Below are 15,400 nucleotides of genomic sequence, written 5' to 3' on the forward strand. Positions count from 1 at the left end.
TTATTTATAAGAGAAGAGAGAAGCATCTTGCGGGCAGTTGCTGCTATATGACAGCCTGGGGTTTCCTGTTTTTCAGGCGGGCTTACATTTACTCGCACTACTTCGCCTTCGACATGGAAAACGGGGCGGCGTCGGGCTTGGTACCGCGGGTTTTGTTGGGCAGGGCGCTCATATCGAAGCTAAGATTGGCGCCCTGCATCAGCTCCGTGTGGCTGAGCCAGTTTTTCTCGTAGGGCTTGCCGTTGAGCGTAAGCTGGCGCACGTAGCGGTTCTGAGCCGAGTTCTGGGGGCATTTAGCACGATGTCCTTACCCGAGGGTAGGTGCAGCGTGGCCTTCGGGAAGAGCGGGGCACCGAGCACGTACTGATCCGTGCCGGGGCAAACGGGGTAAAAGCCCAGGGCCGAAAACACGTACCAAGCCGACGTCTGGCCGTTGTCCTCGTCGCCGCAGTAGCCGTCGGCGGTGGGCTGGTACATGCGGTTCATGGTTTCGCGTACCCAATACTGCGTTTTCCAGGGCTGACCGGCGTAGGTGTAGAGGTAAACCATGTGCTGGATGGGCTGGTTGCCGTGGGCGTAGTTGCCCATGTTGGCAATCTGCATCTCCCGAATTTCGTGAATCACGCTCTTGTAGTACGACTCATCGAAGACCGGCGGCAGGGTAAATACCGTGTCCAGAGTGGCTACGAACTTCTTTTTGCCCCCCATCAAATCCAGCAGGCCCTGCACATCGTGAAACACCGACCAGGTGTAGTGCCAGCTGTTGCCCTCGGTGAAGGCGTCGCCCCACTTGAAGGGGTTGAAGGGCGTCTGCCAGCTGCCGTCGGCGTTTTTGCCGCGCATTAGGCCGGTTTTCTTGTCGAAGAGCTTGCGGTAGTTCTGGCTGCGCTGGGCGTAGAGGTCCACTTCCTGCTTGGGCTTGCCCAGGGCTTTGGCCAGCTGATAAATCGTGAAATCGTCGTAGGCATATTCCAACGTGCGGGCCGCGCTTTCGTTAATTTTGACGTCGTAGGGCACGTAGCCTAGCTTGTTATAGTGCTCCACGCCCGCGCGTCCCACGGCCGTAAGCGGTCCGGCGTTGTTAGCCCCGTGGGTTAGAGCCTCATACAGCACGTTCATATCCTGGCCCCGAATGCCTTTCAGGTAAGCGTCGGCCACGACGGAAGCTGAGTTGTTGCCCACCATCACATTGCGCAGGCCGGGGCTGGCCCACTCCGGCAGCCAACCGCTTTCCCGGAAGTCGTTGGCCAGGCCCTGCTGAATTTCGACGTTCACGTCGGGATACAGCAGGTTCAGGAAGGGAAACAGGGCCCGGAACGTATCCCAAAAGCCCGTATCGGTGTAGAGGTAGCCGGGCAGCACCTGCCCGTTGAATGGGCTGTAGTGCACAATTTTGCCCCCCGCATCCACCTCATAAAACTTGCGCGGAAACAGCAGGGAGCGGTACAGACAGGAATAAAAAGTGCGTTGCTGATCGGAGGTGCCGCCCTCAATATCGATGCGGCCCAGGGCCTTGTTCCAGGCTGCGCGGCCCTGCTGGCGCACGGTTTCAAAATCGTTGCTGCCAATTTCCTTCAGGTTCAGCTCGGCCTGCTCGGGGCTGATAAACGAGGACGCCACGCGCGCCTGCACCTGCTCGCCCTTGCGGGTTTTGAAGCCCACCACGGCCCCAGCATGATTCACCTGAGCCTCCAGCGCGCCCGCGTCCAGCACTTTGTCTTTATACACGGCCATGCTCGTGAACGCGTGGTCGAACTCGATGACGAAGTAGTTCTTGAAGTTCTGAGGTACGCCGCCGCTGTTGCGGGTGGTGTAGCCGATGATTTTGCGCTGCTGAGGCAGCACCTTCACGTAGGAACCCTTGTCGAGGGCATCTATTACCACGTAGGCACTATCGGTTTTCGGAAATGTGAAGCGGAACCGAACGGCGCGCTCAGTAGGGGCCATTTCCGTCGTCACGTCGTGGTCGGCTAAGTACACGCGGTAGTAGCTGGGCTCGGCCACCTCGGCTTTGTGCGAAAACCAGCTGGCCCGCTCGTCCTCGTCAAATACGCGCTTGCCCGTAATGGGCATGAGCACAAACTGCCCGTAGTCGTTCATCCAGGGCGAAGGCTGGTGAGTCTGCTTGAACCCCCGGATCTTGTCGGCCGAGTACTGGTAGGCCCAGCCGTTGCCCATCTTGCCGGTCTGCGGCATCCAGAAGTTCATGCCCCAGGGCAGCGCAATGGCCGGGTAGGTGTTGCCATTCGAGAGACTGGGCTTGGAGTCGGTGCCGATGAGCGGGTTTACCCACTGCGCGTAATCTTTCGGGGCGGCAGACTGGGCTAGGGCAGAGGCGGCCGTCAGCAAGAAAGCGGTGAAAGCGGGAAAAAATCTGGGCATTCAGTTGGGAAAGGAGGGCGAATAGCAGGGGATGTGGGAAAATGTCCGGAAATATTTTTACTTAACCAAAATAAGCTAAAACCTTTTAGCTTATTTGTATAGGCGGTTTTAATTTGGAGCTTCACCGGTGACGTGGTAACGACGCTTGCGAGCTCCGAGCTGAGCGGGGTGGGGCGCCAGTAGCCCTGCTTTCTTCCATGTATACTTCAAGCTATTGTCTTCATGCCTTCATCCTCTACCCATCTGCCCCGCGAAGCCCCGCGGTTTCTGTTGTGGCTGTTTAGCTTGCTCTGGTTTGGGACCGCCACTCTGCCCGCCACAGGCCAGCGCCTAACTTCCCACGTCGACCCGATGATTGGCACGGGCGGGCACGGTCACGTTTTTTTGGGGGCCAATGTGCCCTTTGGAGCGGTGCAGCTCGGTCCGCAAAACATCTTCAAAGGCTGGGACTGGTGCTCAGGCTATCACTACTCCGATAGCCTACTGATCGGCTTTTCGCACACCCACCTAAGCGGCACCGGCGCTTCCGATCTGGGCGACGTGCTGATAATGCCCTACACCGGCCCGATCAGAACGGATAAGGGCCAGCAAAAAGCCCCCACGGGGGGTACCTGTCGCGCTACTCGCACCAGCGCGAAACCGCCAAGCCCGGCTACTACGCGGTGACCCTGGATGACTACGATATTCGGGCCGAGCTGACCAGCACCGAGCGGGTGGGCTTTCACCGCTATACCTTCCCGGCTGGTGGCAAGGAAGCCCATGTTATTATCGACCTTAAAGAAAGCATCGACGACAAAGCCACCGACACCTACATTGAACAGGTTGACCCGCAGACGTTTGTGGGCTACCGCTTCTCCAAGGGCTGGGCCAGCGACCAGCGCGTGTACTTCGCCATCAAGACCTCGGTGCCCATCCCGCAATTTGCCGTGTACGAGGAGGCGCAGCTACTCACCGGCAAAAAAGGGCAGGGGAAGGCCATAAAGGGCTTATTTAACTTTGCTAAAGCCCCAGCTACGTTGCAGCTGAAGGTGGGTATCTCACCGGTTAGCTCGCAGAACGCGCTGGCGAATATTGCGGCCGAGATTCCCGGCTGGGATTTCGCAGCGGTGCAGCAGGCGGCCGATGAAAAGTGGAATAAGGAGCTCAGCAAGATGACCATTGAAACCAAAGACCCCGCAACCCGGCGCATCTTCTACACCTCCATGTATCACGCCTTGTTCGCACCGGCTTTATTCAACGACGTGAACGGCGACTACCGCGGCACCGATAAGAAAGTTTACCCCAAGGCGCCCTTTGTTAATTACACCACGTTCTCGCTCTGGGATACGTACCGCACGGCTCACTCGCTGTTTTTGCTGGCCCAGCCCGAGCGGGTGAGCGATATGATGCAGTCCATGCTGGCTATTCAGGAGCAGCAGGGCAAGCTGCCTATCTGGCATTTGATGGGCTCCGAAACCAATACAATGGTAGGCTACAGCGCCGTGCCCGCCCTGGCCGAAGCCTTTCTGAAGGGTACGCCCGGCCTCGACGGGAAGCGGGTGCTGACCGCTATGAAAGCCTCCAGTACCCGCGACGACCAGGGGGTAAACTATGTCAAAACCCTGGGCTTCATTCCAGCTGACAAGGAAAACGAATCAGTAGCCAAGGCGATGGAGTACGCCATCGATGATTGGAGTATTGCGCAGGTAGCCAAAAAGTTAGACGACAAAGAAGCCTACAACACCTACAGCAAGCGCGCCAAATACTACCAGCGTTACTTCGACCCGAAAACCCGCTTTATGCGCGGCGTCACGGCCGATGGCAAATTTCAATTACCCTTCGACGCGTTTCAGTCCATTCACCGTCAGAATCCTTACACCGAGGGCAACGCCTGGCAGTACACCTGGCTGGTGCCCCACGACGTGCCGGGGCTCATCCAGCTGTTTGGCTCCGATGCGGCCTTCACTCAGAAGCTCGACAGCCTGTTTATTGTGCAGGGCAACCTGGGCGAAAGTGCCTCCCCCGATATTTCCGGCCTTATTGGGATGTATGCCCACGGCAACGAGCCCAGCCACGCCACCACCTATTTGTATGCCTACGCCGGTCAGCAGTGGAAAACGGCCGAAAAGGTGCGGCAAGTGCTGCGGGAGATGTACAAAGACAAGCCCGACGGCATCAGCGGAAACGAGGACTGCGGGCAGATGAGCGCCTGGTACATTCTCTCAGCCCTGGGTTTTTACCCCGTTAGCCCCAGCAGCGGCGCCTACGTGCTGGGCAGCCCCATCGTCGACAAGGCTACCTTGCAGCTGCCGGGGGGCAAATCCTTCGTGCTGGAGGTCAAGAATAATGCCCCCAGAACCTCTACATTCAGGCCGCCACCCTCAACGGTAAGCCTTACCCCAACAGCTACCTGCTCCACCGCGACATCATGGCCGGCGGTAAGCTACAGCTAACCATGGGGCCGAAGCCGAACCAGACGTTTGGGGCAGCAGCGGCTCACCGGCCGAAAGAAGTGTATGAGTAGCGGCTTAGATAATCAACCAGCTTCGGCAAAATTATTTCGCATTGAAAAAGAAAATCCTGATTCACGACATCGCTAAGCACCTGGACGTGTCCATTGCCACCGTGTCGCTGGTCTTGAACGGGAAGGCCAAAGACAACCGCATCAGCGACCAGCTGGCCGAGAAAGTGATGCAATACGTGCAGGAGGTTGGCTACAAGCCCAACCAATTGGCCAAAAGTCTGCGCACGGGCAAAACCCACGTCATTGGCCTGATGGTGGAAGATATTGCCAATCCCTTCTTCGCCACGGTGGCGGGCTTGATCGAGAAAAAAGCGCTGGCCCGCGGTTACCGCATCATTTATTGCAGCACCAACAACGACCCAGCCAAGACCCGCGACCTGCTAACCATGTTTCAGGAGCGGCACGTGGATGGCTACATTCTCGCCCCGCCCGCCGGAATTGGGCCCGAAGTAAGCGCCATCGTGCGCAGCGGCAAGCCCCTGGTGCTGTTCGACCGACTGCTGCCGGATGTGACGGCTAATGCCGTGGTGGTAGATGGGGCCACGGGCATGTACGAGGCTACCCGCCACCTGCTCACGCAGGGGTTCACGGCCATTGCGCTGGTTACGCTGGGCTCGGGCCAAATGCAGATGACGGCGCGCCGGGAGGGCTACGCGCAGGCACTGCGGGAGCAGCAGCTACCGGAACTCATGCTAGAGATAGAGTTTCAGCAGGAGCCCGAAGCCATTATTACCCAGATGCAGGCTTTTTTTCAGGCGCATCCGGCCTGCCACGCCGTGCTGTTTGCCACCAATTATCTGGGCGTATACGGCCTGGAAGCGCTCAGCCGCCTGAACTACCGCATCCCGGAGAACATGGCCGTGGTTTCCTTTGACGACAACGATTTGTTTCGGCTCTATTCGCCTCCCATCACCGTGGTAGCCCAACCAATGGAGGTGATATCGGAAAACGTAATTGGGACCCTCCTAAAGGCGCTGGAAGGCTCCCAGGAAAGCGACCATATGACCCAGTTGCAGCTAGTTCCCCAGCTTATTATCCGGCAGTCGTCCATCCGCGCGGCGGCGGACACAGGTCAGTAAGTTGATTTGATTGACCTTGGGGGGCTTTTTTTAATGTAGCGGCGCCCGTTTTGTGGTCTACAGAACGGGCGCCGTTTGCATGTTGCTGGTGGGGGGCAAAATTTACGCTGCCTCCACCCGACGACTGCCGCGCAGTCCGTACCACATGATATACACGTAGCAGACTACGGGCAGCAGCAGTGCCATGCGCAGCCCACTCTGATCGGCCACGAAGCCGAACAGCATCGGCATCAGGGCCCGCCTACCACAGCGGTACACAGTAGGCCGGAGCCTTCCTCGGTGTGCCGACCCAGTCCAGCTAGCGCCAGCGGAAAGATGACGGGCCACATAATGGAGTTCATCAGGCCCACCGCCAGCAAACTCCACATGGCCAGTTCGCCTGTGCTATTGATGGAGACAAGCACCAAAATGACCGCGCCCACGGCGTTGAAAGCCAGTAGCTTGCTGGGCGAAAATTTATTGAGCAAATAAGCCCCCGCAAACCGGCCCACCATGGCCGCGCCCCAGTATAGCGATACCCGGTCGCCGGCTGCTTTGGGGTCAAGGCCCATGACGTCGGGCAGGGCCAGATAACTAACGATGTGGGAGCCAATAGCTACTTCCGCGCCCACGTAAGCGAAAATGCCCACTACGCCCAGCACCAGATGTCGGTAGCTCCAAGCCCGGGTAGCGCCAGCCGCCACGTCGGGCACCTCCTCGGTGGTCAACTCAATTTGAGGGAGGGTAACGCGGCTCAGAACGAGACTGATCAGCAGCAGCACCGTCCCGATAATGAGGTAGGGAATCTGTACTGCCGTCACATCAATAGCAGCGGCGTTGGCGGCATTATCCAGCGTTGGGAGGCGGCTCAGAATCAGGGCGCTGCCGAGCAACGGCGCCAGGAAAGTGCCCAACGAATTGAAGGCTTGGGTGAGCGTGAGGCGCGCTGAGGCCGACTTGGGTGGGCCCAGGATAGCTACGTACGGATTGGCTGCTACCTGTAGGATGGTAATGCCCGATGCCAGCACGAACAGCGCCCCCAGAAATAGCCCGTACACGCGCTGCTCCGCTGCCGGATAAAATAAATAGGCCCCCAGCGCGGCAATGGCGAAGCCAATCAGCATGCCCCGCTTGTAGCCGACTCGTTGTACCAGCTTGCCCGCCGGAATGCTGACTAGAAAATAAGCCCCGAAAAAGCACAGGTTAATCAGGTTGGCCTGGGTGTAGGAGAGTTGAAAAATGGCCTTCAGGTAGGGAATCAGAATGTCGTTCAGACAGGTAATGAAGCCCCACAGAAAGAACAAAGTGGTCACGGCGCTCAGGGCCGAGGTGTAGCGTTCGGTTTGGGCCGGCGCGGCCGTGCCAGCGGGCCGGGGCGGGAGAACGGAGGGAGGGGAGGCCATTAGCGGAGTCAACAAATAGTGAAAGGTGGAATAAGGAGCCGTAGCGGCACCTCTCATCGGCGGAAATCGGAAGCGCTGCCGCTTCAAGAGCTAAGATGACGACAATTTTATAATCTTAAGACGCCTATCAAAGTTAAAGCTTAAAGGTTTTAGCAAATGTGAGCTGTTCCATCACTCATGAAGCCTCATGATTAGTGAGAAACTCCGCTGGAATCGGATTGTAGCCCATACTAGAGCATGTGGCGAATTTACTTGTCATCTGAAAAGGCTGTCATGCCTGATCTGTCGTCCGCTTGTCGAAGTATCTCTATTGGTTACTAGTCAACAGCATTGCAACGAAGCACGCGAGATGCTTCGCTCCGCTCAGCATGACAACTACTGTAGCAACGACTATTGGCCCGATGCTACATTCATGCTTGTAAGCAGAATGTCCTGTGTGACGATCCTTAACGACGTTACTTGATCAGCAGCTCGACTGGGGGGCTTTTTCGGCCATTGGGAGCAACGGTTACCGCTCGTACGGTGAGCTGCTGGTTGAGCGGCACGGCCAAGGGCTTGGTATAGAGGTCGGTAGTTTCGTCGGGCATTTTGCCGTCTATGGTGTAGCGAATTTGCCCCCCAGGCACCAAGGAGCGCAGCGTCAGTACGGCTTTGCCGCCCTGCCGAACCACACTGGCGCTATCGAGGCCCAGCGGCTCGGGCACCCGGTAGTTTATCCTGCGTGCATCGAGCCGGGCAAACTGCTGACTCATACGCGGCAAAAACTCGGCGTATTTTTTCCTCGCAGCAGGCGTCCAGGCGACCTCTGCCACCGCCAGTAGCCGCGGAAACAGCATATACTCCACCTTGGCCGGCGTCGTGATGTATTCAGTCCACAGGTTGGCTTGCGGACCCAGGATGTGCTTTTGCTGCTCCGGCGTCAGCTCCTGGGGCAGGGGATTAAAGCTGTATACTTTCTCCAGGGGCAGGTAGCCGCCAATCATGAGCGGCTCGTAGGGACTGTGGGGCTGCGGGTGCTGGCCATAATCCAGGTATAGATGGCTGGTGGGCGTCATCACCACATCGTTGCCGCGCCGGGCGGCTTCAATACCACCTTTCTCGCCCCGCCAACTCATGACGGTAGCGCTTGGAGAGATGCCGCCTTCCAGAATCTCATCCCAGCCGAGCAGCTTCTTGCCTTTGCTCTGCAAAAACTTCTCGATGCGGCGGTTAAACCAGCCCTGCACTTTTTCCACGTCATCCAGCCCTTCGCGCTTCATAATTTCCTGCACGGCGGCACTTTCCTTCCAGCGCCCCTTCGGCGACTCGTCGCCCCGATGTGGATGTACTGGCCGGGAAACAGGGCACTTACTTCCGTCAGCACATCCTCGAAAAACCGGAAGGTTGGCTCCGTGGGGCACACAATGTCCTCATTTACCCCCACTGCGTCCAGGCTTCATAGGGGCCGGGCCGGCACGCCAGCTCGGGGTAAGCGGCCAGCACGGCCACCGAATGCCCCGGCATTTCTATTTCCGGTACAATGGTAATGTAGCGCTTCTGGGCGTAGGCCACCACGTCCTTGATTTGCTCCTGGGTGTAGAAGCCGCCGTAGGGCGTGGCGTCGTACTTGAACTCGGCGGGCGTTTTAAACTGCTGCTGGGCGCCAATCAGGGTTTCCTTCCGGAAGGCGCTGATCTGCGTCAGCTTAGGGTGTTTTTTTATCTCAATGCGCCAGCCCTGGTCGTCGGTGAGGTGCCAGTGGAAGGTGTTGAACTTGTAGGCGGCCAGAAAGTCGATGTACTTCTTGACGAACTCCACCGGAAAGAAATGCCGGCTCACGTCGAGCATAGCGCCCCGCCAGCGGAACGCCGGCTCATCCATTATGCGCACGTGCGGCACGCCGGTGGTGGCCGCCGGGCGGGCCGGTAGTAATTGCAGAAACGTCTGACAGCCATAGAACAAGCCGGCGCCGGCCGAAGCGGTAATCTGCACACCCGCTTTATCCACAACCAGCTGATACGCCTCGGCGCCCGGCATAGCTTCCGTCACCAGCCTGATCTGCGCCGTTTGGCTGTTTGTAGTGAGGGCGACGGTTTTGCCCAGGGGCTCCAGCAGGCCCTTTAGCAGCTCCGCCACGTTTCGTTCGGCTGTGCTCTTGGCGTATATGCTGATTTTTTGGGGGAGGAAATACGTGCCGGTGTGCACCTGTACCTGGTGGGGCAACGGCACCAACCCCAGGCCTTGGGGCTGTGTTACCATTTGTTGGGCGAGGGCCGGTTGGCTGAGCAACAGACCCAGCGCCAGCAGCTTAATAAAACGACCAGGCAGAGAGAACAGTGCGAGCATAAGTAGGTGGCTTAAAGATAAATGGCGGGAACAATGTAACGCTGGTCAGTCTGCTCCGGCGCGGCGCGAAGCCAGTTGTGCTACCAGCTCAGCCACAATAGTTGTGTCCGTCTCCAGTAAGGTAGCGTCGAATAAGGCAGGTTCGGCGGCGGGTGAAGGCGGAATTGATCGGGTGGCGCTGGCATGAAACTCGGTGGCCCCGTGCGGGCCGCCAACGCCTTGATATTTTGGGGTGTGAAGCCCGCACCCGGCATGATACTGATCCGCCCGGCAGCCTGCTGAACCAGCGTCGCCAGCTGCGCCTGGCCCTGCATTGCGGTAATTTGCCCCCCAGAAGTGAGAATCCGCTGGCAGCCCAAGGCAATGATGTCTTCCAGAGCTTGCGCTTGGTTGGGGCAAGCATCGAAGGCGCGGTGAAACGTAACCGACATGGGGGCCGCCAGCGCGATGAGCAACCGACAACGCGCCAGGTCTACGCGACCTGCGTCGTCCAGAATGCCGAATACGACTCCAGCGCAGCCCAGGGCGCGGCACTGCTCAATGTCAGCGGCCATAATAGCCCACTCATCAGCGGTGTAGACGAAATTGCCCGGCCGCGGCCGAATCAGCACGAACACCGGAATCGTCAGCGACGCTTGCACTCGTCTGATCAGACCGAAGGACGCCGTGATGCCGCCCTGCTCCAGGTTCTGACACAGCTCAATGCGCTGCGCCCCGCCCGCCTGCGCCGCTAAGGCCGATTGTATGGAATTGGCGCAAATTTCTAGCATGCTACTCAGGCGAGCAAGAAGTCGCTTTGTACGAGCTGTTGCTGGTTTTTGGCGTCGCAGACGGCGTAGCTGAAGCCTTTTTGCAGAGCGTAGGCGCCGTGTTCACCCTTGGCGCTGATGGCAATAAAGCACACCTGAATGTCGCGGGCTTGGGCACCTTTAATTTTTGCAATACGCTCGATGGCAGCTTTGCAGGCAGCTTTGGGCGCGAGGCCCTGACGCATAAGCTCCACCACGGTATGAGCGCCGGCAATACGAATCACGTCTTCGCCCTGCCCGGTGGCCGCAGCCGCCCCAACGGCATTATCCACAAATAGACCCGAGCCGATGAGGGGCGAATCGCCGAGGCGGCCCCGCATTTTAAAGCCCATGCCGCTGGTGGTGCAGCTGCCGCTTAGGTTGCCCTGTGCATCTTGGGCCAGCATGGCAATCGTATCGTGGTTATTGGCGCCGCCCACGGGCCCCACGGCTTTCTTGCTGCCCGTGTTCTCGACGTTAATAATAGGCTTGTACTGACTGGTTTTCAGCCACTCCTTGTAGGCTTTGGCCGCGTCGGCGCTGAGCTGCTGCGGTTCCAGCGGAAAGCCTTGCGCCACGGCAAATTGTTGAGCGCCTTCGCCTACCAGCATCACATGCGGCGTGCGCTCCATTACCCGCCGCGCCACGCTGATGGGGTGCTTAATGCGCTCCAGCGCCGCCACGCTACCGCAGTTAAACTTCTCGTCCATGATGCACGCATCTAGGGTCACGATGCCGTCGCGGTCAGGATTGCCCCCCAGCCCCACGCAGCAGTTTTGCGAAGCCTCCGTCACCATCACGCCGGCCTCTACCGCGTCGAGGGCCCGCCCGCCCGGCCGCAATACCTTCCAGGCGCCTAAGTTGGCGGCCAGGCCAGTATCCCAGGTGGAAATAACCAACGGCTGCCCCACAGCAGTCACCGGCGACGAGGTAGCGGCCAGCCCGTAGCTGGGAACCGCCAGCCCCGCTAGTCCGGCCGCGGTGGAGGCAATAAACTTTCGGCGAGTACTCATAGAGTAGAAAGGCTGAAATGTTACGGTTAAACAAGATTTGGCGGATCAATTTTGCCCCCCAGATACTGCCAGGTACTTATTTTCGCCCGGAGTACTGCACTTCCACGGCTACCGGATAATGGTCGGAGGGCGTTTTGCCGCCGCCGTAGGTTTCGGTGAGGATGCCGTATCGGGTGGCTTTGAAAGCGGGACTCAGAAAGATATGGTCAATGCGGGCGTCGGTTTTGCGCTGGGAATTAAAGTCGTTGAACGTGCCGTTGGGCGCATATACTATTTGGGCCAGCTGGAAGGCATCACGTAAGTTGCTGGCCGTGTTCAGGATCGTGTAGCTCTCGTTGCGCTGGTCGATATTGAAATCACCCATCAGAATAACTGGCGTGGAGCCGGCCATCTCCTTCACCTTGGTCAGAATCAGCTTGGCGCTTTCTTTCCTGGCTTCTATGCCTACGTGGTCGAAGTGGGTATTGAAGAGGTAGAATGTAAAGCCGGTTTTTTTCTCCCGCAGCTGGCCCCAACTGCACACGCGCGGCAGCGCAGCATCCCAGCCCTTGCTCGGAACGGCGCTGGTGGGCGAAAGCCAGAACGTGCCGTGCTTGAGCAACTCATACTTGTCCTGCTTATAGAAAATAGCAGAAAACTCTCCGCCCTGCTTACCGTCGTCGCGACCCACACCGGTGTAGGCATAGCCCGGTAGCTGGCGCGTCATGTCCTGGAGCTGGCGATACAGAACTTCCTGGGTGCCAAAGACGTCAAAATCCTGAAAGCGAATGAGATTAGCCAGGTACGGCAGCCGCCGCGACCAGGCATTGACGGTATCCTGCGGGTTATCGTAGCGGACATTGTAGGTGGCCACTTTCATGGTCTGGGCGGCTAGCTCCAACCGGCTGCCAAGCAGCAAAAGCGCAACGAAGAGAAGCTTCCTGAACACAGACGAATGCATAGGCAGGGCAAAAAGAAGTGTCTTGGCTTACAAGGTAGAGAGATTTGGAAATGATGAGCGGTAAAGCGAAATCTTTCGCGACTGCGCCCTGCGCCACGGAGCTGTTTGTGCTCTTGCTATTGCCCTCCGAGTAGGAGCAAAATAAAAAAGTTTACACCGCCTGTAACCTTTTCGATTTTTTGCGGTGTCCACGTTTGAATTCTCTTCCCTTCTCAATCGTGTATTTCTGATCCGGCCACGCGCAACCGGACAGGCATCTGATTCCGGGCTGCTACTCGCGGCCTGCCGTCGGCATCGTGCCCTACGGGTAGCGAAAGGAGGATTCGTAGCCCGCTGCTACTGTCACTTGGCAGCTCGCTGACCCGATTCTTCTCGCATTGCCATCATTATCATTCTCCGAAGCATTATGCGCACGAACTCTACTTTATTCGTAGCCAGAATTTTACTGGTACTATTAGCCTGGCTTATCGCTGTTACCGCTACGGCTCAAACTCCCGGTAGCCTCACCGGAACGGTGCGTACATCAACCAGCGCCCCCATCGATTATGCCACCATTACCCTGCATCGCGCCGCCGACTCGTCGGTAGTTAAAACTGAGTTTAGTGATGCTCAGGGGGCTTTTCGCTTCGAAGGATTGAGTGAAGGAAGCTACCGCGTATCGGCGGCGCAGCTAGGGTACGTGCGGCACTGGAGTGCGCCCTTTATCCTGCCCGCTGGAGGGCAAATTTTGCCTGCTATTACGCTGCAAAAAAGCGCCGCTACGCAGTTAAAGGAAGTGCAGGTGATAGGGCAGAAGCCGCTGTTTGAGCGCCTGGCCGACCGCACCGTTGTGAACGTGGAAGGCTCGACGCTGGCTGCCGGCAATACCACGCTAGATGTATTGGCTCGGGCTCCCGGCGTAATCGTAGACGGCAACGACAACCTGGCATTACGCGGCCGCCAAGGCCTGCTGGTGCTCATTGACGGCAAGCGCCAGCCCATGACCGGCACCGAGCTAGCCGACTATCTGCGCTCCTTGCCGGCTGATCAATTGAAAAGCATTGAGCTCATTACCAACCCACCGGCCAAGTACGATGCCCAGGGCGGAGCCGGCATTATCGCAATTAACCTCAAAAAGGACCAGCGCCAGGGCACCAACGGCAACGCCAACATCAGCTACGGACGCGGTGAATACGGCAAGTTCTCCGGTAGCTTGTCGGGCAACCACCGCAACAAAGACGTTAACGTGTTTAGCGCGCTCACGTATGGCCGGCGCCGCAACTTTGGTGTTCGTGACACCTACCGCTACTTCTACGAGTCGCAGGACACGGGAGAGCCAGTCTTGATTGGTACCGCAGACCAGCGCAACCGGGCCGTTTTTGAGGATCATTTTATGATCTATAAAGTTGGAACGGATGTAAACCTGTCGAAAAATACCGTGCTGGGGGGCGTTATTTCGGGCTTTGGGGTGCCAAATCCGAAGCCCGGCGGGACGGGGGTCAATACCAGCACGTTTTACGATGGAGCAGGGCAGGTGAGTGATTATTATACCGCGCTAAGTACTAGCCGGGGCAACAACCCCAACATCACCGGCAACATCAATTTTAAGCACACCTTTGGCGAAGGTACGGGCCGCCCCGAACTGACTGCCGACGTAGATTATGCTCGCTACAACACGCACCGGACCCAAAGCCAAACCACTTTTTTTCAGTTGTCGGGCCAGCCGGATGCTACCTTAGCCAGCGACCAAACCAGCGAGCTAACCATCAAAGCCATAAAGACCGATTATACCCAGCAGCTGAATGCTGATACCCGCCTAGAAGCCGGCGCCAAAGCCAGCCAGGTGTATGCCGATAATGACATCCAATTCGAGAATACCCGCGAAGGCATCACCACACCCGACCTAAACCTGAGCAACCGCTTCCGCTACGACGAAGTCATTACGGCCGCTTACGTTAACCTCAATCATAATTTCAGCAAGCAATTTAATCTGCAAGCTGGCCTCCGGGGTGAGCAAACCAACGCTACCGGCCGTCAGATAGTGACCTCCGAAAACTTCGAGCGCAACTATTACCAGCTGTTCCCGAGCGCGGCCCTGAAATACGCGCCCACTGAGCAAAACGAAATAACGATGTCGTTGAGCCGTCGCATCAACCGTCCTTCTTACGGCCAGCTCAACCCTTTCCGCTTCATCATCGATCCGGCTACTTCCGGCAAAGGCAACCCCAACCTGCGCCCCGAAACCAGCTACAACATGGAGCTGAATTACACCTTCAAGCAGAAGTACACCGCCGGCCTCAGCTACAGCGTTACGAAAGATCCCATCACCGACGTGGCCTACCCCGAAACCGACACTACTACCGTTTCAACCAACGTAAACTTGGATCAGCAACAGTATGTGTCCCTCACGCTCACAGCTCCCATCACGGTAGGCAAGTGGTTGAGTATCTACAACAACGCCGTGTTCTTTTACATCCACTACGATGGCACCCTGGCTGGGACTTCCCTGCGGGCCGGACAGCCAGCTTACACCCTGAGCAGCAACAGTACCTTCACCTTCGGCAAAGGCTGGGGGGCAGAATTGAACGCCCGATACAATTCCCAGCAGCGGGTCGGTTTCTTCGAGTTCAGCGACTACGGGCAAGTCGGAATAGCTGTGAAAAAAGAAGTGATGGACCGCAAAGGCACCATCAAGCTGGCAGCTAACGACATTCTTTACACCTTGCCTTTTAGCGCCGTTTCGCTCTATAACAACTACCGGCAAGACCTTTACATCCGCCGCGACACGCGCGTGGTGACGCTCTCATTTGCTTGGAAATTTGGCAACGACAAGCTCACCACTACCAACCGCAAAACTGGAGCGGAGGAAGAGAAGCGCCGCGCGCAATAGTAATTCCTCTGTTTTGGAAGCAAATTCCAAGGTGTTGCCATCATTAGGCGTATCAACACTCCCGGCGCTAAGCGGCAACAGTTGCCTTAGCGCCGGGAGTGTTGCTGTTTTCGGCTGTG

Annotated in this window: 9 protein-coding genes and 3 pseudogenes; 3 read left to right on the forward strand and 9 right to left on the reverse strand. The window is 57.6% G+C overall.

Features of this window, described 5'->3' with window-relative positions; genetic code table 11:
- Window positions 1-97 precede the first annotated feature (97 nt).
- Window positions 98-2,382 (reverse strand): annotated as a pseudogene (locus tag EPD59_RS07895) (GH92 family glycosyl hydrolase).
- A gap of 351 nt (window positions 2,383-2,733) precedes the next feature.
- Between EPD59_RS07895 and EPD59_RS07900 the strand changes: the two are divergent.
- Together EPD59_RS07900 and EPD59_RS07905 are read left to right on the forward strand one after the other, a co-directional pair.
- Window positions 2,734-4,885 (forward strand): annotated as a pseudogene (locus EPD59_RS07900) (GH92 family glycosyl hydrolase).
- Between the two features lie 41 nt (window positions 4,886-4,926).
- Window positions 4,927-5,964 carry a LacI family DNA-binding transcriptional regulator gene (locus tag EPD59_RS07905; protein WP_133272309.1) on the forward strand — a complete coding sequence of 346 codons (1,038 nt, stop codon included), beginning with the start codon at window positions 4,927-4,929 and terminating at the stop codon, window positions 5,962-5,964.
- Between the two features lie 102 nt (window positions 5,965-6,066).
- Here EPD59_RS07905 and EPD59_RS23150 read toward each other — a convergent pair whose 3' ends face one another.
- The 8 genes and pseudogenes from EPD59_RS23150 to EPD59_RS07935 form a co-directional block, all read right to left on the reverse strand.
- The gene (locus tag EPD59_RS23150; protein ID WP_262712933.1) at window positions 6,067-6,189 is read right to left on the reverse strand and encodes a hypothetical protein; all 123 of its coding nucleotides are present in this window, start codon (window positions 6,187-6,189) and stop codon (window positions 6,067-6,069) included.
- A gap of 5 nt (window positions 6,190-6,194) precedes the next feature.
- Window positions 6,195-7,361, reverse strand: a complete 1,167-nt coding sequence (locus tag EPD59_RS07910) for a sugar MFS transporter (protein ID WP_240731670.1) — start codon at window positions 7,359-7,361, stop codon at window positions 6,195-6,197.
- Window positions 7,362-7,801: 440 nt separating this feature from the next.
- Window positions 7,802-8,182 carry an FN3 associated domain-containing protein gene (locus tag EPD59_RS24060; RefSeq protein WP_394347226.1) on the reverse strand — a complete coding sequence of 127 codons (381 nt, stop codon included), beginning with the start codon at window positions 8,180-8,182 and terminating at the stop codon, window positions 7,802-7,804.
- Window positions 8,183-8,194: 12 nt separating this feature from the next.
- Window positions 8,195-8,769, reverse strand: a pseudogene (locus EPD59_RS24065) (family 20 glycosylhydrolase); the annotation flags it as partial.
- The gene (locus tag EPD59_RS23160; RefSeq protein ID WP_133272311.1) at window positions 8,760-9,671 is read right to left on the reverse strand and encodes a beta-N-acetylhexosaminidase; all 912 of its coding nucleotides are present in this window, start codon (window positions 9,669-9,671) and stop codon (window positions 8,760-8,762) included. The gene EPD59_RS23160 and the pseudogene EPD59_RS24065, both read right to left, overlap by 10 nt.
- An 80-nt stretch (window positions 9,672-9,751) precedes the next feature.
- A complete protein-coding gene (locus EPD59_RS07925) occupies window positions 9,752-10,441 on the reverse strand; it encodes a copper homeostasis protein CutC (protein ID WP_205703496.1) in 690 nt (229 codons plus the stop codon).
- A gap of 5 nt (window positions 10,442-10,446) precedes the next feature.
- Window positions 10,447-11,472: a N(4)-(beta-N-acetylglucosaminyl)-L-asparaginase gene (locus EPD59_RS07930; RefSeq protein WP_133272312.1), complete on the reverse strand. Its 1,026-nt coding sequence runs from the start codon at window positions 11,470-11,472 to the stop codon at window positions 10,447-10,449.
- Between the two features lie 76 nt (window positions 11,473-11,548).
- Complete coding sequence (locus tag EPD59_RS07935) at window positions 11,549-12,412, reverse strand: endonuclease/exonuclease/phosphatase family protein (RefSeq protein ID WP_133272313.1); 864 nt, start codon at window positions 12,410-12,412, stop codon at window positions 11,549-11,551.
- A gap of 406 nt (window positions 12,413-12,818) precedes the next feature.
- On the opposite strand from EPD59_RS07935, the gene EPD59_RS07940 reads away from it, so the two are divergent.
- On the forward strand, window positions 12,819-15,281 hold the full coding sequence (locus EPD59_RS07940) for a TonB-dependent receptor domain-containing protein (RefSeq protein WP_133272314.1): 2,463 nt from the start codon (window positions 12,819-12,821) through the stop codon (window positions 15,279-15,281).
- Window positions 15,282-15,400: the final 119 nt, after the last annotated feature.

The organism is Hymenobacter radiodurans, from assembly GCF_004355185.1.
GTDB classification, from domain to species: domain Bacteria; phylum Bacteroidota; class Bacteroidia; order Cytophagales; family Hymenobacteraceae; genus Hymenobacter; species Hymenobacter radiodurans.